This is a genomic window from Paenibacillus sp. GD4 (genome assembly GCF_030846225.1).
Lineage (GTDB): Bacteria > Bacillota > Bacilli > Paenibacillales > NBRC-103111 > Paenibacillus_G > Paenibacillus_G silviterrae.
The window spans coordinates 1,135,119-1,159,909 of the sequence record NZ_JAVCYK010000002.1 but is presented as its reverse complement, the minus strand read 5'-3'; the positions used below and the strand labels follow the sequence as shown (position 1 = coordinate 1,159,909).

21 protein-coding genes are annotated in these 24,791 nt (G+C 49.3%); 18 read left to right on the top strand and 3 right to left on the bottom strand.

Translation table 11 applies throughout. The annotated features are described in order from the left end of the window. The first annotated feature begins 42 nt into the window (after positions 1–42). The 4 genes from RAC89_RS27895 (at position 43) to RAC89_RS27880 (ending at position 4,799) form a co-directional block, all read left to right on the top strand. Positions 43–1,455, top strand: coding sequence for a sulfatase family protein (locus RAC89_RS27895; RefSeq protein WP_306616981.1), 1,413 nt, complete (start codon positions 43–45; stop codon positions 1,453–1,455). Between the two features lie 242 nt (positions 1,456–1,697). Beyond that, positions 1,698–3,152 (top strand): hypothetical protein, encoded by a 1,455-nt coding sequence (locus tag RAC89_RS27890; RefSeq protein ID WP_306616980.1) that lies wholly within the window; start codon positions 1,698–1,700, stop codon positions 3,150–3,152. A 186-nt stretch (positions 3,153–3,338) separates the two neighbouring features. Continuing rightward, a complete protein-coding gene (locus RAC89_RS27885) occupies positions 3,339–4,376 on the top strand; it encodes a zinc-binding alcohol dehydrogenase family protein (protein ID WP_306616979.1) in 1,038 nt (345 codons plus the stop codon). A 39-nt stretch (positions 4,377–4,415) separates the two neighbouring features. Next, a complete protein-coding gene (locus RAC89_RS27880; protein WP_306616978.1) occupies positions 4,416–4,799 on the top strand; it encodes a winged helix-turn-helix transcriptional regulator in 384 nt (127 codons plus the stop codon). A 160-nt stretch (positions 4,800–4,959) separates the two neighbouring features. Here the strand turns inward: RAC89_RS27880 and RAC89_RS27875 are convergent, their stop codons facing one another. Both RAC89_RS27875 and RAC89_RS31795 read right to left on the bottom strand, forming a co-directional pair. Next, positions 4,960–5,640 carry an MBL fold metallo-hydrolase gene (locus tag RAC89_RS27875; protein WP_306616977.1) on the bottom strand — a complete coding sequence of 227 codons (681 nt, stop codon included), beginning with the start codon at positions 5,638–5,640 and terminating at the stop codon, positions 4,960–4,962. A 126-nt stretch (positions 5,641–5,766) separates the two neighbouring features. Further along, entirely contained in the window at positions 5,767–5,928 is a 162-nt protein-coding gene (locus tag RAC89_RS31795; RefSeq protein ID WP_373430115.1) for an AraC family transcriptional regulator, read from the bottom strand. A 33-nt stretch (positions 5,929–5,961) separates the two neighbouring features. Between RAC89_RS31795 and RAC89_RS27870 the strand changes: the two genes are divergently transcribed. The 13 genes from RAC89_RS27870 to RAC89_RS27810 all read left to right on the top strand — a co-directional run bounded on the left by RAC89_RS27870 (position 5,962) and on the right by RAC89_RS27810 (position 22,205). Continuing rightward, positions 5,962–6,522, top strand: a complete 561-nt coding sequence (locus RAC89_RS27870; RefSeq protein ID WP_306616976.1) for an alkaline phosphatase family protein — start codon at positions 5,962–5,964, stop codon at positions 6,520–6,522. Positions 6,523–8,093: 1,571 nt separating this feature from the next. Beyond that, a protein-coding gene (locus tag RAC89_RS27865; protein WP_306615740.1) for an IS3 family transposase occupies positions 8,094–9,448 on the top strand; the annotation gives its coding sequence in 2 pieces (ribosomal slippage) (positions 8,094–8,490 and positions 8,490–9,448; 1,356 coding nt in all). A 100-nt stretch (positions 9,449–9,548) separates the two neighbouring features. Then, positions 9,549–10,097 (top strand): P-loop nucleotide/nucleoside kinase family protein, encoded by a 549-nt coding sequence (locus tag RAC89_RS27860; RefSeq protein ID WP_306616975.1) that lies wholly within the window; start codon positions 9,549–9,551, stop codon positions 10,095–10,097. A 339-nt stretch (positions 10,098–10,436) separates the two neighbouring features. Beyond that, positions 10,437–11,207: an IclR family transcriptional regulator gene (locus RAC89_RS27855; RefSeq protein WP_306617827.1), complete on the top strand. Its 771-nt coding sequence runs from the start codon at positions 10,437–10,439 to the stop codon at positions 11,205–11,207. A gap of 94 nt (positions 11,208–11,301) precedes the next feature. Next, a complete protein-coding gene (locus RAC89_RS27850) occupies positions 11,302–12,180 on the top strand; it encodes a fumarylacetoacetate hydrolase family protein (RefSeq protein ID WP_306616974.1) in 879 nt (292 codons plus the stop codon). A gap of 12 nt (positions 12,181–12,192) precedes the next feature. Next, complete coding sequence (locus tag RAC89_RS27845) at positions 12,193–12,489, top strand: UxaA family hydrolase (RefSeq protein WP_306616973.1); 297 nt, start codon at positions 12,193–12,195, stop codon at positions 12,487–12,489. Then, positions 12,486–13,652 carry a UxaA family hydrolase gene (locus RAC89_RS27840; protein ID WP_306616972.1) on the top strand — a complete coding sequence of 389 codons (1,167 nt, stop codon included), beginning with the start codon at positions 12,486–12,488 and terminating at the stop codon, positions 13,650–13,652. Before RAC89_RS27845 ends, RAC89_RS27840 begins: the two co-directional genes overlap by 4 nt. A gap of 24 nt (positions 13,653–13,676) precedes the next feature. Beyond that, a complete protein-coding gene (gucD, locus tag RAC89_RS27835; RefSeq protein WP_306616971.1) occupies positions 13,677–15,143 on the top strand; it encodes an alpha-ketoglutaric semialdehyde dehydrogenase GucD in 1,467 nt (488 codons plus the stop codon). A 40-nt stretch (positions 15,144–15,183) separates the two neighbouring features. Beyond that, positions 15,184–17,121 (top strand): YjhG/YagF family D-xylonate dehydratase, encoded by a 1,938-nt coding sequence (locus RAC89_RS27830; RefSeq protein WP_306617826.1) that lies wholly within the window; start codon positions 15,184–15,186, stop codon positions 17,119–17,121. Positions 17,122–17,395: 274 nt separating this feature from the next. Next, entirely contained in the window at positions 17,396–17,533 is a 138-nt protein-coding gene (locus tag RAC89_RS27825; RefSeq protein ID WP_306616970.1) for a hypothetical protein, read from the top strand. 28 nt (positions 17,534–17,561) lie between these two features. Continuing rightward, entirely contained in the window at positions 17,562–17,939 is a 378-nt protein-coding gene (locus RAC89_RS27820; RefSeq protein ID WP_306616969.1) for a cbb3-type cytochrome c oxidase subunit I, read from the top strand. Positions 17,940–18,419: 480 nt separating this feature from the next. Then, positions 18,420–20,171: an ABC transporter ATP-binding protein gene (locus RAC89_RS27815; RefSeq protein WP_306616968.1), complete on the top strand. Its 1,752-nt coding sequence runs from the start codon at positions 18,420–18,422 to the stop codon at positions 20,169–20,171. A gap of 21 nt (positions 20,172–20,192) precedes the next feature. Continuing rightward, entirely contained in the window at positions 20,193–22,205 is a 2,013-nt protein-coding gene (locus RAC89_RS27810; RefSeq protein ID WP_306616967.1) for an ABC transporter ATP-binding protein, read from the top strand. Between the two features lie 141 nt (positions 22,206–22,346). On the opposite strand, the gene RAC89_RS27805 is transcribed toward RAC89_RS27810, so the two are convergent. Further along, a complete protein-coding gene (locus tag RAC89_RS27805; RefSeq protein ID WP_306616966.1) occupies positions 22,347–23,339 on the bottom strand; it encodes a phage baseplate protein in 993 nt (330 codons plus the stop codon). A gap of 407 nt (positions 23,340–23,746) precedes the next feature. Here RAC89_RS27805 and RAC89_RS27800 point away from each other — a divergent pair, with 407 nt between their 5' ends. Then, positions 23,747–24,781: a dienelactone hydrolase family protein gene (locus RAC89_RS27800; RefSeq protein ID WP_306616965.1), complete on the top strand. Its 1,035-nt coding sequence runs from the start codon at positions 23,747–23,749 to the stop codon at positions 24,779–24,781. Positions 24,782–24,791 lie beyond the last annotated feature (10 nt).

Genomic DNA, 24,791 nt, shown 5'->3' with positions numbered 1-24,791 from the left:
CGCATCGGGGAGCTTTCCTGTCCCGTGAGAGTGAGGTACAAGATGAAAGAGAAGAAATTAAAGAAGCGTTCAGCCGAAAGACCTAATGTCGTATTTCTAATAGCGGACGATCATCGTGGTGACGCCATTCGAGTATTCGGCGATGAAACCGTGCATACGCCGGTATTGGATTCCTTGGCTGCCAGCGGGACATCGTGTCGTAACGTCCATATATTCGGCGGCTTAACCGGGGCGGTTTGTGCACCTAGCAGAGCGTGCGTCCATACGGGTATTCCTATCTTTCGAGCGACGATCGGCAAGGATATGTTGATCCGGGAACATTCGAGCGTCATTCGTCCGGATGTTCGGCTCATGCCGCAAACGATGCAGGGTGCCGGATACCGAACTCATGCCATCGGCAAATGGCATAATGACAAGGCAAGCTTTGCCCGAAGCTTCGAAGGAGGGGATAAGCTGCTTTTCCACGGAATGAGTGAGCATACCAAGGTTCCTGTGTACGATTATGACCCGAGTGGGGCTTATCCGAAGGAACACGAATATATCGAACGGACGTTCTCGACGGAGCTGTTTACGAACGCCGCCGTCCAATTTATTGAGGATTACCGAGAGGAGCGGCCGTTTTTCCTGTATGTGGCTTATACAGCGCCGCATGATCCCCGAACCGCGCCGGAGCCGTATGCAAGCATGTACGACAAATCCGATGTTCCGCTGCCACCGAACTTTATGAAGGAGCATCCATTCGATACCGGCGATATGACGTGCCGGGACGAGAGGCTTGCGCAATGGCCGAGGGACGAGGGCGAAATTCGTGAACATATTGCCGATTACTATGCGATGATAAGCCATATGGACGCGCAAATCGGCAGAGTCGTCGAAGCGCTGAAGGCTAAGGGTATTTATGACGATACGCTCATCGTGTATACAGCGGATCATGGGTTGGCGGTCGGGCAACACGGACTGATGGGCAAACAGAGCCTTTACGAGCACAGCGTACGCATACCGCTAATATTCCGGGGGCCAGGCGTGCCGGAGGGCAAGCAGGAGCTTGCGCTGGCAAGTAATATCGATATTTTTCCCACCGTTGCAGGGCTATGTGACGTCGGTCTGCCGGAGGAAACGGAAGGCGTAAGTCTATATCCCGTCATTGCAGGAGAAAGTGATGGCGTTCGCAGTATCGTGTGCTCGGTTTACCGAGATGTACAGCGGATGGTAACGGACGGCCGATGGAAGCTGATCCGTTATTATCGCTCGCCGGTTACGAACACAGGAACGGAACGAATCCAGCTGTTCGACCTGCTAAACGATCCATGGGAAACGCAGGATTTGTCGGCAGATCCGGCAAATGCCGGCCACATCGAACGGCTTGCCACCGAGCTGGCTTCATGGATGCAGGCTTGCAGCGATATTATGCAGGATAAGCCGGTGATTCCTGTTACTCCGAGTGCCGGCTCGTGAAAAAACTGAATCATGCGTGAACCGACGGCGGAAACCGACGGCGGAAACCGACGGCGGAAACCGACGGCGTGAACCGACCGATAGCTTTAATAGCTGCGGTCGGTTTTTTTCACCATGGTTGGTTATTGTTGGATACGGAGTTCAATGGTACACTAGCTACAATCATTATTTATTCTCTGCGATATTTTTTATAAAGCAACCGTCATGGTACGGTGGAAAGGGAGTAACAAATGGCGAACCTATTGAAATTTGTCAATTATGAAGATTTCGGAGCCCTGGGAGATGGCGAGACAGACGATATGGAGGCTATCTGTGCTGCACATGCCTATGCCAATAAACATGGGTTGCCGGTTAAGACGAAGCCCGATGCAACCTATTATATTGGAGCAAAAGCCTTGACAGCCGTGATCGAAACCGATGTCGATTGGAGCACGTCCAGATTTACGATAGACGATACGGTTGTAGAGAACAATAAAATGCCTTGCTTTCATGTAAAGTCCGTGCACCAACCCTTCGAGCTGGAGATATCGTCTCTGACCAGAGACCAGAAACATTTGGAGCTGACCTTGGAGGAAGATTGTTATGTCATTGTAGCCAATGCCAATGTGAAGAGGTTTATCCGATACGGGTTAAACCAGAATAATGGGACTGCTCAAACGGACTGCTTTATTTTGAAACAAGACGGATCCGTAGATGCACCGATTGATTGGGATTACGAGGAAATTACTCAGGCAGAAGCACGGCCCATCGATAAGACCGTATTGAAAATCAGCGGCGGAATCTTTACCACGATAGCCAATCGGGGAGAATCCAAATATGATTATTATGGTCGAGGGATCGATATCACTCGTTCCAATACATGGGTAGACGGAGTGGTCCATTATATTGCAGGTGAAATAGGTCACGGCTCGCCCTATAGAGGATTTTTAAATGCCATGTGCTGTGCCAATGTGACCATTCAGAACTGCTTTGTCAGCGGCCATAAGATCTATACTACCATTGGTGCCGCAGGTGAGCCTGTCATGATGGGATCCTATGATGTTCACGCGAATAGTGTAGTTAATTTTGCTTTAGTCAACTGCAGAATGAACAACATTACAGACCGAACTCGCTGGGGTGTTGTGGCATCCAATTTTTGTAAAAATATTACGGTAGAGAACTGTGTCATTTCAAGAATTGATGCCCATATGGGGGTATCCGGTATTTATTCCATTAAAGATAGTTCTATCGGATGGCAGGGCATCAAAGCGATTGGCAGAGGGCTGTTAACAATTGATAATGTAGTATCCTATGGCAATTCGCTGGTGGAGCTTCGGGCTGATTACGGCAGCACGTGGGAGGGCGATGTCATCATTCGGGACACCAAGTGGATTCCATCGGAAGGGGATGTGGGAACGCCTGCGCTTATCAGCGCTAGAAATCATGGTATGCATGATTTTGGATATACGTGCTACATGCCCGGGAATGTGGAAATTTCTAACCTCCACGTAGATGATTCCGTCATCCCGGAAGACAGCAAAGGCCTTTATCTGTTTTCCGATCCATGTGACAATCAGAGCTATGAGGGCAGGCCCTATCCTTATGTAACCTGTAAAAAAGTAATATCCCGAAATCTCACTACTGCCAGCGGCAAGCGACCGGAAATCAGTCGAAATCCGGCGCCCTTTTCGCAGACGGAATACATGATATCGGACTAAGAGTGATCTTAGCAGAAGGCAGCCAATTGGAAAATGGTTGTCTTTTTTTTCATTTGCGTGCAATCCAATAGTATATAAATTGATACTATATCACATGAATGTGCGTACTATTAAAAATTCTGCATATCCTCTATACTGCGAGTAACAACAAAACAACATCGTAAACAAATAAAGGAGAGAAGAACAATGACAAGAGAAACCATGAAAGCGATTGGTCTTTACAAGTATTTGCCCATTGAGAATCCGGAAAGTCTAATGGACGTGGAAGTGGAGAAGCCGACGGCTGCGGGCAGGGATTTGCTGGTTAAGGTTAAGGCGGTTTCTGTGAATCCGGTGGACTACAAAGTCCGTTCCCCCAAAAGCCGTGAGGAAAGCGAACCCAGAATATTAGGCTGGGACGTTGCGGGGGTAGTCGAGCAGGTAGGTCCGGATTGCACATTGTTCCGTCCCGGTGACGAGGTTTTCTATGCAGGCAGCATTACGCGCCCCGGCGGGAATAGCGAGTTTCATCTCGTGGACGAACGGATCGTCGGTACGAAGCCGTCCAAACTGGATTTTGCGCAAGCCGCGGCATTGCCTTTAACGTCGATTACAGCTTGGGAAAGCTTGTACGACCGAATGGGCATATCACATAGGAAAGCCGATAACGCAGGCAAGTCCATCTTGATTATCGGAGCTGCGGGGGGCGTTGGCTCGATTGCGACACAATTAGCCAAGTACTCCGGTCTGACGGTCATCGGTACGGCTTCCCGACCGGAATCGACCGGGTGGGTGAAGGAGCTTGGCGCGGACTACGTCATTGATCATTTTGAAGCCTTTGTACCGCAATTGCAGGCAGTCGGATTCAACCAGGTCGACTATATTCTCTGCTTAAACAGCACGGAAAAGCACTGGACGAACATGGCGGAGGCGATCGCGCCGCAGGGCAAAATTTGCTCGATCGTCGAAACCAATGAATTGTTGAACCTGACCTTGCTGAAGAACAAAAGCGTCACGTTTGTATGGGAGTTGATGTTTACCAGATCCATGTACCAAACGCCGGACATGATAGAGCAGCACAAGCTGTTGAATGAAATCGCTCGTCTCGTGGACGAAGGTGTGGTCCGGACGACCACAAGCGAAACACTGACGCCGATCAACGCTGCGAACCTGCGCAAAGCGCATGCCATGCTGGAAACGGGCCGGACGGTCGGAAAAGTGGTTTTAGAAGGATTTTCATTATAATATAGAGGGAGGTAATTTGAAAGAAGGAGCGGGGAAAACATGCGAGACCGAAAAAGCGGGTACGGATTTTGCCCGAACGACGAAGGTTGTCCTGTTGAGTTCACGTTGGACGTTATTGGCGGCAAATGGAAGGGCGTGCTGCTTTATCATCTGATGGAGGGGCCCAAGCGCTTTAATGAATTTCGTAAGATTTGTCCGGCCATAACCCAGCGAATGCTTACTCTGCAGCTTAGGGAGCTGGAGGAAGACGGAGTCGTACACCGCGAAGTGTTTCATCAGGTTCCGCCCAAGGTAGAGTACTCTCTTACGAATTTCGGTCAAACCTTAATTCCTATAATCACCGCGATGAAGGAATGGGGAGATAGCTACAAGAAGACCGTTCGAAATCCGTCTGACCTTCAACCGACCGGACACAACAAGTAACGTTCCGATCAGCTTTACAACGAAGACTAACCCGTCTTTCTATCTGCGGGGTTTAGATGAAAGCGAAGCAGCTTTCAGGAGAGACGTTACTTTTAATAAACCAAGGGAGCCAAGGACGTTTACCCGTCCTTGGCTCTGATGACGACCAACCGATAAAGCTCTATGCCCCCCGCATCGTACCCACGATTTCAAGAAGGCGTTCCCGGATGTTTCCGATGCAGACCCCGCCGTGGTACGCGATCACCGTCTCTATCTTAAGCTCCAACAGCTTCTCGATCGAGCGTAGTGCTTCCTCCTTATCCGAGGTGAAGTTCGGGTTGAACGGCAGTAGGACGTGGTCCTGAGCAGTCAACGCGTCGCCGGAGATTAGTGTGCGGCTCGACTCGTGGTAGAAGCTCGTATGATCCGGCGTATGTCCCGGGGTATAGATGACGCGTAGGCCTCCCGCGATCGGCAGAATCTCCCCGTCCCGAAACGTGCCGGTAACCTTAACAGGCGTGGCGAGCGTTCCGTTTTTAACGAGCGGTGTCTCTCCTTCAAGATACGGTCTGCCGGTTTCGTGGCACAACACCTCGATCCGTCCCCCGCCGGCCTCGACAAGCTCCGGTAAGCTGCCGATATGATCGCGGTCTTGATGCGTGATCAGGATACGGGTCACCCGTTCGAACGGAATATGATGCTCTTCCAACGCATATCGGATCACATCAAGCTGCCCTGGGATACCGGTATCGACGAGTGTCGCTTCTTCCCCGTCCCAAAGCGCCGCCGCATGGACCGGGAAAGGCCTGCCGCCCGCATCCATCTTTAGAAGCAACGGAATGATTTCTTGTTTCTTCGTCACTTTAAACTCGCCTCTCTTTCAGGTTCGCTTCATACCATTCTAACGTCGATTACGGATGTGGTTGAGTCATTCGGAAAGCAAATGAACTGATTCATTTAGTATAACAAGGAATTCAACGTCAGGAAATCACATTTCGAATCCTGCCAGAAGGAAAGCATCGATCACATATTCAGTGATGCTGCCCCCCGTTTCAGACCGGAATAAATGCGACACATGATGCTTTGAAAGATGAAGCTCCCTGGCTAAGCTGCTTAGATCAAAAGGCTCGGTATAATGCTCCTCGAGCATGGCACTGCCGATCAGGGAACCTGTCACATACCTATGATTATTCGTTGGCCAGGGATGAGAAGCGGGCATATCGACACGGGCTTTCATTATCATCTGGATCTGGCGCCTACACTGGCGGAGCTGCTTAATAAACAACCCTGCACCGGCTGGGACGGAAAGAGCTATGCACCTGCTTTGCTAGACGGACGGGAGTGCGGACGCGATTATCTGGTGGTTTCCCAATGCGTGCATGTATGCCAGCGCAGCGTGAGGTTCGGCGACTGGATCTACATTCGTACCTATCACGATGGTTATCATTTGTTTCCTGAGGAAATGCTCTATAATCTAAAGAACGATCCATACGAACAAGTTGATATCGCTGAAGAGAACTTGGTCCTTAGGAAAGATGCGGTGTATTTATTAAACCAATGGCATGATGATCAAATGAAATCCATGCCGTTTGATACGGACCCGCTATGGACGGTCATGAAGGAGGGCGGACCCTTCCACGCCAAAGGTCATCTCAAGGAGTATATCGAGTGGCTTAAGCAATCGGAGCGTGGCGAAGCGGACGAAGAGTTAATGAAGCGACACCCCAATGAATTTGTGAGTTAGGTATAAGGATCAAACCGGCAGGCAGTCGATCTCGAACTGCTTGCTTTTTTTCTACGACTGGCTAATTAACTCTCTCCTTTAAGATTGTCCAAAACAGGAGGCTCAAGCTTTTCGTCGATGATATATTGATCCTTAGAAATATGATATCGTCATTTACAGAATCATTATAATCCCAGCAATAAGGCAACACTTCCGTTGAAAGTTACTTAAGGTAGTAACTAAGAACATTCTCGTAAAAATAAACAAACTTGGAAAGACCGTATCCTAGACGGATAACGGTCTTCTACGCTTTTTATTTCCGTAAGCGCGATGTCAAAATAACGCTATAGACGAGCAGTTCCTATTAATAGTACAATTTTGGAAAGCGGTTACTCGGAGACAAAGGAGAGAAGTGCCGTGAACTACTATTGCTTGGATTGCAAAGAACTTCATGAAAAAGGAACTTCTGAAAAAGAAATTGTGTTAATTTCAGGTTTCGTCGTTTTAAATCAGGTTTCTTACAATGCCGGCTACTGTCTTGTTGATCAACCACAACAGACTTCGTGTAGTAACAAGATTTCAGCATAATACCAAACACTCATTAGGGACGCCGTCTAGTTCGTGGCTCAGCTACTATGTAGGCTGCTCGTTCCTATAATGGGCCGCTTAGCCCTGCTGAACTTTTCGCTGATCTATTCAATTCATCGTGATAAGACCGTTCACAAGTGACAGCGAACGTCTTAAGATGATCAAATCTATATCGCCGCAGCAAATAACTTAGAAACGCAGTCCGTATCGGCAGCCACAGAAACAAATCGCTTCTATTTAAGAGGTAACTGCTTCAACCAATGCACTGTCAAAAATGGCCAACGAGCTGAACGAGTCAGTGAGTCGTTTCTAATTGTAACCCAAAACAACGACCCCACTAATCGATGTTAGTGGGGATCGTTGTTTTGGGTTTATTTTTACAAGTCCAGATAACCAACAAGAATGAAAATGAGCTGCCAATTTACTACAGAGCATTATGCAAATACTTGGAATATACGAAAACTTCACTTTTCGTGGGATATCCCAAAGTCTGCCGATCTATTGGTATATCTAGGTTCTATAACCAAAAGACGCATAATATTGTCGCAAGATTACGACAACATTATGCGTACATTTTTTCACTACGACATAAAGGTGCGATGGCCTCGTGAGAGCAGCCTAACTGAATCCCTAACATTAATGCTGTATAGGCTGTACCAACAAAAAAAGTCCCTAAAGAGAGTAAGAAGAACTTTTATTGATATACCTACAAAAAAAAGGATACGCCATACCGATGGAAACACCTATGCCGGCATAAATAAACTCGGAAAAAGGTAAGCGGAATATTGCCAAACGTAAGCCACGTAAACGTGGCGGAAAAGCCAAAGGTTAAATCGTGCCTGTTTACTGTGACCGACACGAACACCAAACTTCGACTTTCTGCTTATTCTTGTTAAGCTAACAGGTGAACTGTGACCCGGAAGGTGGACACTTTGAAAAAAGTGCCCACCTTCCGGGTTATTTACGTTTATAATGGATGTTATCAGAGAGGAGCGAAGTCTAAAATGACAGATAGCAATAAGTCCCCAGTAAACAGACGTCGCTTTACGGCGCTTGAAATCAGACAGTTAGAACAGAATCCTAATGTACTACACGTATCAGAAAAGGCGATCACGTATTCACCAGAGTTTAAAATAAATGCTCTCAAGGCATACCAACAAGGCAAACCGCCACAGCAAATATTTATAGAAGCCGGATTTCAGTTATCGATCATAGGTAATCGTAAGCCCAATGAGTGCTTGAAACGTTGGAGAGCAGCTCACTCAGCATGTGGAGAGGACGGACTTCTAGAAGAACGCCGCGGTAAAGGTGCTACAGGCCGAAAGCCAGTTGAAGGTTTGTCTGTGGAAGAACAATTAAAACGTGCTGAAGCGAGGATCAAATTACTTGAAGCGGAGAATGACTTCCTAAAAAAGCTCGAGGTACTAGAGGGGAAGGTGAAGCGCAAGAATCCCTAACCGCCTCCGAGTACTTTGAACTCATTAACCAAACCATTCGACTGTACTCGCTTGAGGGCACGATACGTTTCCTTTGTGAGCTTGCTGGAGTGAGTAGAAGTGGATATTATCGCTGGTTACAAGGTGAAGAGAAACGTCAGGCTAAGGAACTTGCTGACGAGAAGGATTTAGAGATCATTAAACGCCAGTTCAACAAGTTAAAGGGCAAAGCCGGGGCTCTAGTGATTAAAATGCATCTAGAGCAACATGATCATGTGACAATGAATCATAAGAAGATCCGGAGGATTATGCGTAAGTATGGTCTTGTGGCAAAGATTCGCAGACCAAACCCCTACCGAAAGATGGCTAAGGCAACTCAAGAGCATAAGACTTGCCCGAACCTACTTAATCGTCAGTTTGATCAAGGCGAACCCGAAAAGGTGTTGCTGACGGACATTACTTACATCCCTTACGAAAAGGGCCTCATGGCTTATTTTTCATGTGTAAAGGACGGAGCAACCAAACAAATCTTGGCTCATCACCTTTCGAAATCGTTAGAAATGTCTATAGTAGATCGAACCCTGGACAAGCTTTTTGAACGTTTGCACGGCACCATCCACCCGGAGGCAATGATACATTCGGACCAAGGGATGCACTACACACATCCTAGCTTTCAAAAGCGTATACAACGAGCAGGCCTTAAGCAGTCCATGTCCCGTAAGGGAAATTGTTGGGACAATGCCCCTATGGAGTCTTTTTTCGGGCATATGAAGGATGATCTGGATGACACCACCTCTTTAACTTTTGAAGAACTACAAGCCCGAATAGAGGAATACATCCACTTTTACAATTCGGAACGTTTTCAATGGGAATTAAAAAAGATGACCCCTGACGAGTACAGGAGCCATCTAGTAGCAGCATAGTTATGCTAGGTGTTTATTTCAATGTCCACAAACAGGGTTACAGTTCAAGGTAGGTTGAAGGGTGTTGTTTTTAGCCATAATTTAATTAAGGAGAATATTTATGAAACCAGGGAGAATTATTATAATTACCGGTTCACCAGGGACTGGTAAAAGTACAACGGCATCAATTGTTGCTGAAGAGTCTAATTTATCAAAGTCGGTACATATGCACACTGATGATTTCTATCACTATATTCATAAGGGAGCAATACCTCCATTTTTACCGGAATCGCAAGAACAAAACTTAATTGTTATTGAAGCCTTTTTGGAAGCTGCAAAACGTTTTGCACGTGGTGGGTTCGATGTGATTATAGATGGAATTGTTGGTCCTTGGTTCTTAGAGCCGTGGCTAAAAGCCGTACAAGATAATTATGAAGTACATTACATTATCTTAAGAGCAACTAAAGAAGAAACAATGAAACGAGCAATCAATCGTTCCAAATTGGACGAAGATGCCAACATTGAGTTGGTAGAAAAAATGTGGGAGCAATTTAACAATTTGGGTCACTATGAATCCAATATTATTGACACAACAAATCAATCAATCGAACAAAGTGTTTCAACAATAAAAGCTGTGATTGAAAAGAAATCTTCTTTACTCACTATTTGATGTGATACAAAAGTTAAACAAAAAGTTACGATAGCTCAATAAGCCGCCTTTTCACCAAGGCGGTTTTCTTAACAGATAAGAATCTTTAAATCCTTTACTGAACTAAAACAGGACAGGCTCTATGATTTGTCCCAAAGTCAATGGCTTTTATGAATACAAGGGAGAAATTTGTCTGGAGGAAGGGCAGCTTGTCGTCAAAAATGATTGTACGGTGTACGGATCATCCATCGCCCATCATTTTGTAATGACGACGCTTCACAGAAGTTGAAGGCTGTAGTATAGTATGGTTGTAATAGCAAAATATGGTTTTATAATGTAAAACAAAGGGAGGGTAGGGCAATTCCTATCATTCAATCCGTAGAAAGAGCATTGCAAATTCTTGATTTGTTTGACGAGTTTCATCCTGAGCTCAAGATTTCTGAGATCAGCACCCGGATGGATCTTCACAAGAGCACCGTGCACTCACTGCTGAAGACGCTTCAGGCTTACAACTACATTCAACAAAATCCGGACAACGGGAAGTATCGTTTAGGTTTGAAGCTGCTCGAGCGAAGCGGCCAATTAACGGATAGTCTTGACATTCGCCAAGTGGCCAAAAGAGAACTCGAACAGCTATGCCATACTACCGGGCAGACTGTACATCTTGTGGTGCTGGACGGTAAGGAAGGGGTATATATCGATAAAGTAGACGGCCCCAAGGCGGTCATCCGTTACTCCCGAATCGGTAGAAGGATTCCCTTGCATTGCAGTGCGGTTGGTAAAGCGCTGATCGCTTTTGCACCGTCGGAGAAGCTGCAATCCATATTAAAAAATTATTCCTACGTTTCTCATACGGAGCATACGATAGCATCAGAGGAGCGTTTTCTTGAAGAACTGGCTAAGGTTCGGGATAAGGGCTACGCCGTGGATAATCAAGAAAACGAGCCGGGTGTTTATTGTATCGCAGTCCCTCTAATGAACCATACGGGGGATGTCGTTGCGGCAATGAGCATCTCCATGCTTGTGTCGAGGGTAACGGAACAAGAACGTGACAGCTATACGAAGCTGCTGCTGGAAACCGGAGAATTATTATCACATCAGCTTGGGAATGGATGGACGAACAGAAGATAGAGCTGCTTGAAGAGGACTTATAAGGTAAGTCCTTCTTACTTGAATCAATTATAAAACATCGTTTTATAATATAAAACAAACGCGGAGGGGAAATATGAGAATCATTCGTTATGTGCCCGTCGAGAAGGAGCCGGTACTTGCGGCATGCACGGAGGAAGGCCGCGTCTATCCGCTGCCGCAGAAGCATCTGCAGGAGCTGATCCGACAAGCGGAGGACGAAGGACAAAGTCCGCTTACGTGGGTGAAATCATGGATGGAAGAAACAGAACCTATTGAGGAAAGTGTAGAGAGTTTGAGGCTTACGGTCCCCGTGGTAGCTCCTGAGGTTTGGGCTGCGGGCGTAACCTATGAGCGAAGCCGGGAAGCCCGCAATTATGAAGCAACCGGAGGCAAACTCGATGCAACCACCTTCTATGACAAGGTCTATGATGCCGTGAGGCCGGAGTTATTCATGAAATCAACAGCGGCACGTACCGTAGGGCCTGGGGATGAGATGTGTCTTCGGAGTGACTCGACGTGGCAGATACCCGAACCGGAGCTAGGGCTGGTGCTCGACAGCAAAGGGCGAATCATCGGATATACCGCAGGCAACGATCTCAGCTGTCGGGATATTGAGGGGGAGAACCCGCTCTACTTGCCGCAGGCCAAGATGTGGAGACGCTCATGTTCCTTAGGGCCTTCCGTCCTGTTGGCCGATGTTGTGGAAAACCCGTATCAATTTGCAATCGCTTGCAGGATCTATAGAAACGGCAGCTTGGTTACTGAGGGAACGGCCAGTACATCCCAGCTTAAGCGAAAGCTGGAGGAGCTTGTCTCTTTTCTAACGAGAGATAACGAAGTGTTCGATGGCACCGTACTGCTGACGGGAACCTGCATCGTACCTCCTAACGAGTTTACCTTACAGGATGGAGATGTGGTTGAGATCGAAATTTCAGGAATCGGTACACTTCTCAATACCATGAGGACGGCTTAGGAGGCGGTAAGCATGGTAACGCGTGCGAAGGTAGTGATGATTAAGCCTCAGGATCACGTTGCGATATCCCTGGTGAACCTTGAACCGGGCGAGACGCTGGCCATTACGTGCCAAGATCAAAGCTTCACTGTCACCGTGAAGGAAGGCATCGAGTTTGGACACAAGTTTGCTGTGAGAGATATTGCGCAAGGCGAGGATATCCTGAAATATGGCGAGGTTATCGGCACGGCGTTATGTAACATTCCTTCCGGGGCACATGTTCATGTCCACAATCTGGAGGGAAAGAGGGGAAGGGGTGACCGGCAATGACAAGGGGACAATTCTGGGGGTTTCGCAGACATGACGGGACCGTGGGGATCCGCAATCATATTCTGATCCTGCCGACGATCACCTGTGCAGCCCAAGCGGCAAAGCAAATCACCGAGCTTGTGCAGGGAACGGTATCCTTCATTCATCAGCACGGCTGCGCTCAAGTAGGAATCGATTACGATCAAACCTTTCGTACCTATGTCGGAATGGGGCTTAACCCCAATGTCTATGGCGTGGTGGTGCTTGGGCTGGGATGCGAGACGCATCAAGCGAGGAGTGTTGCCGGTGAGATCGCGAAGAGCGGCAAGCCGGTGGAGGTTGTGTCCATTCAGGATCACGGCGGAACGCTTATGGCTATCGCCGAGGGAGCCAAGGTAGCGGCACGCATGGTACAGGAGGCGAGCAGGCTTCGCCGCGAGCTTTGCTCCCTTAGCGAGCTGATTGTCGGCACCGAGTGCGGCGGGTCGGATGCCTGCTCCGGATTATCGGCCAATCCGGCAGTCGGCGTTGTCAGCGATAAAATCGTCGACGAGGGGGGCACCTCCATTCTGGCCGAGACAACGGAGCTTATCGGCGCGGAGCACCTGCTGGCTCGGAGGGCTGTGAATGAGCAGGTTGCGAAGAGGGTCTACGAAGTCATCGAAGCGATGGAGAAGCGGGCATATGCCATGGGAATCGACATTCGTACGGGCAATCCGAGTCCGGGGAATATCAAGGGTGGACTCAGCTCGCTCGAGGAGAAGTCGTTGGGGGCGGCGAACAAGGCCGGCAGCCGTCCGCTCGAAGAGCTGATCCAATACGCGGAGAAGCCTTCCAAGAAGGGCTTGGTATGGATGGATACCCCGGGGCACGATATCGAGCAAATGACGGGAATGACAGCCGGCGGCGCCCAGATCGTATTGTTCACCACCGGAAGAGGGACTCCTACCGGCTCGCCTATTGCTCCTGTGATCAAGATTGCAACCAATACCCCTATCTTTGAACGGATGAACGACAATATCGACTTCAACGCGGGAACCATTATTGAGGGAACAGAATCCATTGAGGCCGTGGGCGAGCGCTTGTATGACGAGCTGCTGGAGGTTTGCTCCGGCAAGCTGACCAAGGCGGAGATTCTGAAGCAGTATGACTTTGGCCTATGGCGAATCGGGCCGACATTCTAAGAATCATGAGGAGGAAGTGAACGGATGCAAGCTTTGGAGAAAGCAGCTACGTATCTTAATTATATTCGAGGAGAATGGACGGCATCCGCTACGGGACAGACCGAGTCCAGTATCAATCCTGCCAATCGCAACGAGGTGGTCGGAAGGTTCCAGAGCTCGGACGCTCGGGATGTAGACCTTGCCGTAGCGGCTGCCAAAGCGGCGCAGCAGGCTTGGAGGAGACTGCCGGCGCCCGCGCGAGGGGAGTTTTTGTACAAGGCTGCGAATGCTATCGAGCGCCGGTTGGACGAGATTGCATTGACTATGACCCGGGAAATGGGGAAGACACTGCCCGAGGCTAAGGGCGAGACGGCCCGCGGCGTTGCACTGCTTCGCTACTACGCAGGCGAAGGGATGCGGAAGGTGGGCGATGTGATCCCTTCCACCGATGGTGAAGCACTGATGTATACGACTAGAGTCCCCCTTGGTGTCGTAGGCGTGATTACTCCGTGGAACTTTCCTGTTGCCATCCCGATTTGGAAAATGGCGCCGGCCTTAGTGTACGGTAACACCGTGGTGCTTAAGCCTGCTCAAGAAACCTCGATCACAGCAGCGTTAGTTGTGGAGTGCTTCGCCGAGGCGGGGTTTCCGGCCGGTGTTGTCAACCTTGTAACGGGAAGGGGCTCCTTAATCGGTCCCGCTTTGACGGACCATCCCGATGTCCAGGCGATCACCTTCACCGGCTCCAATGAGGTTGGCAAGCTGATCGGACGGAAGGCGCTGGAACGCGGCGCTAAATATCAATTGGAGATGGGCGGCAAAAATCCGGTGATCGTTCTTCCGGACGCGGACCTTCAGCTGGCTGTGGAAGCTACGATCAGCGGAGGCCTGCGCTCTACCGGACAGAAGTGTACGGCTACGAGCCGGGTTTTCGTACATAAGGGGATCTACGAGCAGTTCAAGGCGCTTCTGGTAGAGAAAACGATGCAGCTTAAGCTGGGAAATGGCCTTGAGCCGGGAGTTTGGATGGGGCCATGCTCGAGCGAGAGGCAGCTCGATACCGTCTTGTCCTATATTGACAAAGGGGTTGCGGAAGGGGCCGAGCTCTTATGCGGCGGCAAGCGCCCGGCGGAGGACGGATTAGCCGATGGCTTCTATGTCGAACCGACGATTTTTGACAAGGTGGATCCGGCCTCAACGATTGCACAGGAGGAGATCTTCGGACCAGTACTGGCGCTGATCGAAGTAGGAAGCCTGCAAGAAGCTTTGGACAAAGCGAACGACATCCATTTGGGGCTCAGCGCCTCGATATTCACCAAGGATATCGGCAGCATGCTGTCTTTTATCAACGAAATGGATGCAGGCTTGGTTCGCGTAAACGCTGAAACAGCCGGTGTGGAGCTGCAGGCGCCATTCGGCGGTATGAAGCAATCCAGCTCCCATTCCAGAGAGCAGGGTCAAGCGGCCATGGAGTTTTTTACAGCCGTAAAAACCGTTTTCATAAAAGCATAATCTAGGAGGCGATGTCTTGACTAATGTGATCCGGCTCATCATGGAGAGTCAGGAGGAAGACTTGTATTCCTTTCAGACGGCAGCGCAAGGTCCGGCAGGCTCGCTCCCTCTGACACATGAGATGTTATTGAACGCGCCAAGCGGAGAACTGTTCGGATTGACTCAGAACGTTGGGATGGGCTGGGCGCCCTCCCGATTGAATGGAAAACAGGTTTTGCTCCTCAGCACCCAAGGAGGCATAAGGGCTGAGGATGGATCGCCGATTGCTCTAGGTTATCATACAGGGCATTGGGAGGTGGGCCTCCTGATGCAAGCCGCAGCGAAGGAAATCACAGCTATGGGGGGCATTCCGTTCGCGGGCTATGTCAGCGATCCGTGCGACGGCCGAAGTCAGGGGACGACAGGGATGTTCGATTCATTGCCTTACCGCAATGATGCAGCCATGGTGTTCCGCCGCCTCATCCGGTCCTTGCCTACGCGCGCTGCAGTGATTGGTGTCGCCACCTGCGATAAGGGGATGCCGGCAATGCTGATGGCCGTAGCCGGCTCCGGTGATTTGCCGGGCATCATCGTTCCGGGAGGCGTCACCCTGCCTCCGGTCCACGGAGAGGACGCCGGCAAAATCCAGACGATCGGGGCACGTTATGCGAATGGGGAGCTTTCCCTTCAGGATGCCTCCGATCTCGGATGCAGGGCATGTGCGACCCCCGGGGGCGGCTGCCAGTTTCTTGGCACCGCCGCCACATCGCAGGTGGTGGCGGAGGCGCTGGGCTTAACGGTACCGCATGCGGCTTTGTCCCCCTCCGGGCAGACGATCTGGCAAGAGACGGCCCGTCAGTCCGCCCGAGCCGTCATGACGCTGATTGAGAAAGGAATTCGGCTACGCGATATTCTCACAGACGGGGCCATCCGTAACGCTATGGTCGTGCATGCGGCCTTTGGCGGGTCGACGAACCTGCTGCTGCACATCCCGGCGATTGCCCATGCAGCGGGCTTAAAGATCCCCGATGTGTCGGACTGGATTGAAGTCAATCGAAGCGTACCACGGCTTGTCAGTGTTCTCCCGAACGGACCCGAGCCGCATCCGACGGTTCGTGCCTACCTGGCAGGCGGGGTTCCCGAGGTGATGCTCCACCTTCGTCGTATGAGGCTATTGGATGAGTCTGTAGTCACAGTAACAGGGGAAAAGCTGGGCGCTGTGCTAGACTGGTGGGAACATTCGGAGCGACGGACTAAAGTAAGGGAAGCACTCCTGAGGTGCGACGGAGTAGAGGCGGATCAGGTGATTATGAGCCCGGAGCAGGCAAGAGCACGGGGATTGACATCCACGGTTACGTTCCCTACGGGTAATTTAGCTCCCGAAGGGTCGGTGATCAAGTCAACCTCGATTGATCCATCGGTCATCGATGCGGACGGAGTATTTCGGCATCGTGGACGAGCAAAGGTCTATGTCTCGGAGCGCGATGCCATCCGGGCTATCAAGACCGGCGGAATCGAAGCCGGAGACATCCTGGTACTAATCGGAAGAGGCCCTTCCGGCACGGGGATGGAGGAGACGTATCAGTTGACGTCGGCCTTGAAGCATCTGTCCTTCGGCAAGCGGGTAACGCTGATCACGGATGCCAGATTCTCGGGCGTATCCACGGGGGCCTGTATCGGCCATGTGGGCCCGGAGGCGCTGGCAGGCGGACCGATCGGCAAGCTGAGGAATGGCGATTGGATTGAAGTGATCATAGATCCGGTCAACCTTAGCGGCAGCCTGCATTTCGTTGGAGAGGCGGACCGGAACTATACGCCGGAGGAGGGCGCACAGGTGCTTGCCGGCCGAAAGCTTCACCCGGATGTTGCGCCGGATCCGTCTCTTCCGGACGACACGAGGCTTTGGGCTGCGCTTCAAGCTGCCAGCGGCGGAACCTGGCGAGGAAGCGTGTATGATGTCGACCGAATCATTGAAGCGCTTCAAGGGAGGAACAACTGAATCCTACCGGTTCGCGGCCCATACTTGGGAGACGAACCGGTTTTTTTATTATCGAGCCGATTCTGAAGATGAATTCCTACTATCGGTTATAATTTATCCTATTTTTAGTACATTCGACATGTTTTTCAGTAGGGGGCGATTCTAAAGAAAAGCGGTGCGTATATGTATAGTAGTGAACATAGGTGATCTTAATGAAGACAATATAGGCGAAGTCAGTGAGGACATGGGAGATTTGCAGGGAAAACCAAGTTATTACGATGGGAGTGGTAGATTCTTGCCGCAGGCTCGAAACCTGGGGAAGGACATTGTAATAAAACCGAACGAAACTCAGCCACCGGTAATTACGGACATCACGAAAAAGCCATCCTACTACGATGGCAGCGGATCGTTAGAAGCGATTGTCAAGAAGTAAACAACATGTAACGAAGGAGAGCTGCGTTATGGAGAAGATTTTTCTTAAGCTCGCTGCAGTGTATTTTTGTGTAGGCGTTATCTTAGGCATAACGATGGGCATTCTGCACAACTTTAGTTTAACCTCGGTGCATGCCCACATTAACCTCTTAGGCTGGGTGTCCATGGCGTTGTTCGGACTTATCTACCACTTCTACCCGGAAGCATCCGGAACCCAATTAGCTAAGACTCATTTTTGGTTATACAATATCGGATTCCCCGTTATGCAGCTTGGGATCGCTATGCAAATCACCGTACCGACAGTCCCCGTGTTCCTGCCGATAACGATTGTCAGTTCCTTATTAGTAGTCATTAGTGTGCTTCTCTTTGCCATTAATTTGTTCAGTCAACTGCAGCCCCGACAGTAATTCATAGGTTGCTTGTTTTTCGTAGCCCTCTGCCTACGGCTCCAAGCGTCAATACCGCAAGGGCCAAAACGCTCGTAATGGTTGAGTTTCTCCCAAAGCATTGAAAGATAAAAGTACGGTCAATAAAAAAATAGATCGTTTATGCGGCCTTAGTCCTGGGTTCCTTAGGACCGGGGCCGTTTCTTTTTTGAATTTGTAAAAATCAACTAAAACAGACTTTCCCCTTGCTCGAAACTAAAAAATGGAAAATAATGAAGAGGTTGAAAACATTCGGAGGGAGCGATGTATGATGTTCACTGCTAGACAAATAAACCATCTTACTATGTCTTACAACAGTATACATAAGATCACTTCCTGCTTCAGTGGTAGGGCGCATTAATACCATATCATGCGTCTTATGAATAACGAGCCCAAAAAGCGCAGGTTGCGATTCATTCGTGGCATGCGCTTTTGTTAATGTAGAAGGGAGAGTTGGATGACTTGCTGTCGGTATTAGGGAAATTGGGTTGGTTTTTTCGTTTAGAGTGGAAAAGGTACAGCATCGCGATTCCTCTGCTCATTGTAGCTGGGTTGATTGAAATTATTCCGCCGAAATTGGTGGGAGATATGATTGATCACATGCAGCAAGGAAGCCTTCATTGGGGTTTGGTGACACAGACGGTACTTTTGCTGGGTGGTCTGGCGGTAATCATTTATGCGATTACTTACATTTGGATGTACCAACTGTTCGGAGGTGCTTTTGTCGTAGAACGGCTGCTGAGATCAAAGCTCATGCGGCATTTGCTTAAGATGACCCCATCCTTCTATGAGAAGCATCGTACGGGCGATTTAATGGCAAGGGCAACAAACGATCTAAAGGATGTTTCTATGACAGCAGGCTTTGGGATATTAACTCTTATTGACGCAACGGTGTGGATGATGACGTTAATCGGCGCCATGATGTTTTTTATCTCTTGGAAGTTAACGCTGGCCGCGATTGTTCCTCTGCCGGTTCTTGCTCTCACTATTCAGTTTTTTGGAAAGTGGATTCATGTACGGTTTAAAGAAGCACAAGACGCATTTGGCGTAATGAACGACGGAGTGCTTGAGACGATATCGGGAACTCGTGTGATCCGTGCATTCGTCCAGGAACGCGCGGCCGAAGCTAAATTCAGCAGCGTTACGGCAGACGTATTAGAAAAAAACATCGCCGTAGCGAAAATCGATGCTTTATTCGATCCCACGATTAAGATCATCGTCGGGGCCAGCTATATCGTTGGTCTTGTTTACGGAGCAAATCTTGTGTTCCATAGCGAGCTGACCGTCGGCACGCTGGTTACATTTAACGTGTATCTTGGGATGCTGATCTGGCCTATGTTCGCCATCGGGGAGCTCATTAATATTATGCAGCGTGGAAATGCATCGTTGGATCGGGTGAACGAAACCTTGTCCTATCCTGCGGATGTTGTGGAATCACCTCATGCGATCAGGATAAAAGAACCAGATGCCATTGAATTTAAAGGAGTATCGTTCCAATATCCTATGTCGGCCGAAACCAATCTTCATGAATTGAAGTTTCGGATAGAACAGGGCCAAACATTAGGCATCGTTGGTCGAACGGGGAGCGGAAAAACGACCCTGATCAGGCAGTTGCTTCGCGAGTACCCAAAAGGGCAAGGTCAACTGACGGTCTCGGAAAAGCCGCTGGAGCAAATTGCGTTCGATGATTTGAAGGGGTGGCTGGGCTATGTGCAGCAAAGTCCTTTCTTATTCTCGCGAACGGTTCGGGACAATATTTTATTCGGCCAGAAGGTACTGGGTAAAAACCATGACCAGTTGGGAGAAGTCATTGAGCTGTCCGCTTTAAAAAAGGATCTGGAATTTCTACCGAAAGGCTTGGATACGCTTGTGGGCGAGAAAGGCGTTGCCCTCTCCGGCGGGCAAAAACAACGCGTATCCATTGCACGGGCGTTGATCGGTAATCCGCAGATTTTGATACTGGATGATGCATTATCTGCCGTGGATGCCAAGACAGAGGCCGAAATCATCGCGAACATTCGGCGATCGCGTGCCGGTAAAACAACACTGATCGTCACGCATCGTTTATCGGCTGTTCAGCATGCAGAGCAGATCATTGTACTGGAAAACGGACGAATCGTAGAGATGGGTACACACGAGGAGCTTCTTGCGGCTGGAGGATGGTATTGGGAACAATGGGAGCGGCAGCAGGCTGCAGAAGAAATGAAGACTTAGGAAAGGTGTGGAAAACAGCGGATGAGTGAGGATTTCGAATGGGAGATAGACCGCGAAGCGGTGCGGAGAGCCCGCCCGATCAAGCGATTGTTTACCTATGCTCTATTATACAAAAAGACGATCATTATGGCTCTCGTCATGCTGGTCATTGCTATTACAGCGGAACTCACGGGACCTTTTATCGCGAAGAGGATAATTGATGAGCATATAGCGGGTATTGAGAAGCCGTGGTATCAGGTGAAAGAGGGTACGGCGGCCGCGGTTTTTTATGACGGTGTCTATTGGAAGCGAGGCGACCGGGTTCCGGAGCATGAACGAGGAGGCGAAGGTCGGGTACGGCAGGAGGGGGGTACATTTTATTTTGCCCGAATGAATTCGGATATGCAGGAGAAGGAGCAGCCTCTATCAAAGGAACAATTGTTTGATTTCTATAAACCGGAGTTTACAAGCATTTATCGTCTGGTTTTGATTTTTGGAGCGATGACGGTCATTTCAGCACTCTTTAGCTACGGGCAACGATACTGGCTGCAAACCTCGGCCAACCGGATTATACGTAGGATGCGTGATGATGTGTTCGCTCATATCAATCGCCTGCCGATTCGGTTCTTTGATAATTTACCGGCGGGAAAAGTGGTGTCCCGTATCACAAACGATACGGACGCCATCAAGGATTTGTACGTGACCGTCTTGGCCAACTTTTTCTCAGGGATATTGTATATTGTCGCTATACTAGGGGCGATGCTTTTACTCGATTATCGGTTGGCTCTGATTTGCCTGCTTGTCATTCCTGTACTCGCATTATGGATCGTTATCTACCGCAAGTTTGCTTCGCATTACAATCGCGTCATACGTTCTACCCTTTCCGAAATGAACGGCATGATCAACGAATCTATCCAGGGGATGCCGATCATACAGGCTTTCCGCAAGGAAAAGAAGCAGGAAGAGGAGTTCGAAGCGTTTAATCAGCGGTATTATCAGTTTCGAAATAAGCTGCTGCATCTGAACTCCTTAACCTCCCATAACCTTGTTGGGGCCCTACGAAATATGGCATTTGTCGCAATGATCTGGTATTTCTCCGGAGTTTCACTCGGCACGGTAACAGGCGGTATTTCGCTGGGCGTACTCTATGCGTTTGTTGATCTCTTGAATCGAATGTTTCAGCCTGTCGTCAATATTGTGAATCAGCTGCCCAACCTGGAGCAGGCGCTTGTCAGCGCCGATCGTGTATTTGTCCTCATGAATGAGGAGGGAGAGGACGTATCCGACAGAAACATACCGCGATACCGAGGGAATGTTTCGTTTGACAAGGTTTGGTTCTCTTATGCCAAGGGTGAACCTATACTGAAGGGAATCTCGTTCGAAGCAAAGCAAGGCCAAACGATTGCTCTTGTCGGGCATACGGGTTCAGGTAAGAGCTCGATTCTGAATTTGCTTTTCCGGTTCTACGATGTAGATAAGGGAAGTATTACGATTGATGGTTACCCAATCGAAAGTTTACCTCGCCAAACGCTTCGTAAGCATATGGGTATTGTGCTGCAGGATCCATTTTTATTTACAGGGACAATTGCCTCCAATGTGTCACTTGATAATCCGTCCATTTCGACCGAACAAATCGTGAAGGCGCTGCATGATGTGGGCGCGGCTGAATTGCTCACACAGCTGCCACTTGGAATTAATGAGCCTGTTATCGAGAAGGGGAGCACTCTTTCTGCGGGACAGAGGCAGTTGATTTCGTTTGCGAGGGCGCTTGCTTTCGATCCGGCGATTCTTATCCTCGACGAAGCGACCTCGAACATTGATTCCGAAACGGAAGCGATCATACAGAAGGCGCTGGACGTTGTAAAAAAGGGTCGTACAACGTTCGTCATAGCGCATCGGCTATCTACGGTTAAAGCCGCGGATCTTATTCTCGTGCTGGACCGCGGGGAAATTATTGAACGAGGCACACACAATCAGCTCATGGCGCAGCAAGGCCAATATTATCAAATGTACGAGTTGCAACAGGGAAATGGGAAAGCTGTTGCTGTCATATAGAGATGTACTTAATCCATAACTTACACAGCGTCAAGGAGCTGCTCCTTGTTGCTGTGTAAGTTAGTTATGCGGCTTATAATTCCAAATAAAAAAACGCAGCTTGCCCGCGAAAGCGGGCAAGCTCGTATTGGTTTGGTGGCTTTATTCAAATACGCTATCGGCAACGTAATAAATTTTCTGCGTATTCGTTTTATTTACGGGATCTGTAACGATAGTGAAATAAACGTTGCCGTTTTTCGTCTGTACTCCTTCAATTTCATGAGTTCCCACATTGGTAATTTTCACAAGGGATTTGTAGGCTCCTGTGTTTGACATCATAGCGATCTGCGGAGTGTCTCCTTCCGCACCGCCCGATGTATATATTTCCGTACTACCGAGCATATCAAGACCCTGGAAGGATCCGTTCGGTCTGATAATATCGCTGCCCGACTGTGTAAAGCTGGTAATGCAGGCATCTACCGCCGCAGCACTGTCCAATCGTACCTGTTCATTGCTGTCAAGAAGCTGGTTCAAGGCTACCGTATCGTAAATCGTCCAAGTTACGGTTCCTTCTTTCGTCTGAACACGGAAAATCGTATGGGTACTGTTGCCGCCGCCATCAACACGGTACGTTTCACCTAATCTCGAACCGGTTTCATTAGCGTAATTCATATAAGTGAACCGTCGAAGATCCGTATAATCCACTGTCGTGCCGGGTGAGTATTGCAGTCTTGCTACCTGAAGCGACCAGTAATAGGATGTAGTAGGATCTGCTTTTGAGCTAAAATAAAAGTAATTGATTCCGTTATAGGTATACATGTCTAGCGTTTGGCAATGCCCGCTGTTCGTAATGGTCATTTCATCCACGTAGGTGGCATCGCTTCCGTTGATGAGCAATCTGGAGAGATAGCATGTTCCTCCGGACCGCTGGGTCACATAAACATACGTTGAAGCGATGTAAGCCTTCTGTACAGCCACGTTGTGTTTAAGTCCTTTGAGGTTATAAGCAAGAGTTGCCGAAGCGTTGACCGTCTTCTGGGGAGTTGCCGCAAATGCGGGCAAAACAGACATTCCCCAAAGAAGAATGGAGACGACAACCATTGTGAGAGGTAGTAATTTCTTTCGAATAAGGCTTAATACTTGAACTTGAAACATCCTGATACCTCCTTGTTTGTGCATTTTTTATAACTTGATCCAAGGCCTCATGCCGCTTAGCCGTAAGCCGCGAAACGCACCTCCTCCTTGTCGGGTGAGCCCTCGAACAAAAACAAAAACCCCAACAATAAGATAGGCTCGCAAGCGAACGCATCCAATTGTTCGGGTTTTCTCGTGGACTCCAACCGTCACATTTGTATTCAAATAAGCATCCTTCGGTAAACGCTTTCAAAGCGCTCACATGTTTCATGCTATCCGTTTATTTCCAAAAAGTCAAGGAAAGTTTCGAAGCCTTTTCGAGTAGGTATATAATGTAAAATTAAATTTGCCCCTTGATTGCACAAGGAATGAACGGTTGGTTTATACTATGAACATGTACAATAAAACCGCTATGGGAGGGTTCGACCGTGCGAAAGCCCGACGCTTATTTGATGCAGTTGTTTGATGAATTGGAGAAACGGCGTGAGGAACTGAACGAACCGTGGGGGGCAAAAAGGAATCGGTTGCTTTCCGAGCTTCAAACGTCGCTGGGGGATTTTGACCTGCCTCATCGAGGGAATGAAGGATTAGACCCGGTTCTGCTGGAACGGGTAGAATTGGAGGAAGTAGTAAGGGAGCGCGTAGAATTCAGCACACTAGGTGGCTTGCGTATGCCTGCTTATGTCGTGATTCCAAAGGCAATGAAGCCCGGTGAGCGCAGACCCGGTGTGCTGCTTTGGCACGGGCACGGGTATGGAAGCCGGTCATTGGTCGGTCTGGACAAGGACGGAAATCCGAGGCCCGAAACCGGTAAGCCATCGGATAACATCGCCCTGGAGTTGGCCCGCCGAGGTCTTGTGGTGCTGGCACCCGAGATCGTAGGCTTCGGGGACCGTATGCTGGAACGAGATGAACGGCAAGATCCGACATTAGGCAATTCCTGCTACAACTTGTCCGTCTCTTTAATGATGAGCGGAAAAACGACCGCCGGCTTACGTGCTGCGGAAGCACTGCGTGCCGCCGATTATTTGTCCGGCAGGCCGGAGGTTTCGGTTGATCGTCTTGGAACCATGGGGCATTCCGGCGGCGGAATCGTCGCTTCCCTATCCGCTGCTCTCGACCCGCGAATTCAGGCTTCGGTGGTAGGCATCTACCCCAACACGTATCGGGGAAGTATTTTGGCCATGCGGCATTGTTTATGCAATTACATTCCTGGAATTCTCGCCCATGCGGAGATGCCGGACGTTCTTGCACTGATGGCTCCCCGTCCGTTGTTTGTGGAAGCAGGAATCGACGACCCGATTTTTCCGGTAGAAACCACGAAGACGGCTATCGAATACCTGCGTGTCATTTATGACGAGCTCGGGGAAGGCGCTCGGTTCCGTTATGATCTATTTGAAGGCAAGCATGAGGTTAGCGGACGATTGTCCTTCGACTGGCTCGCACAGACGCTTCAGGCGTAAAACCGTCGAT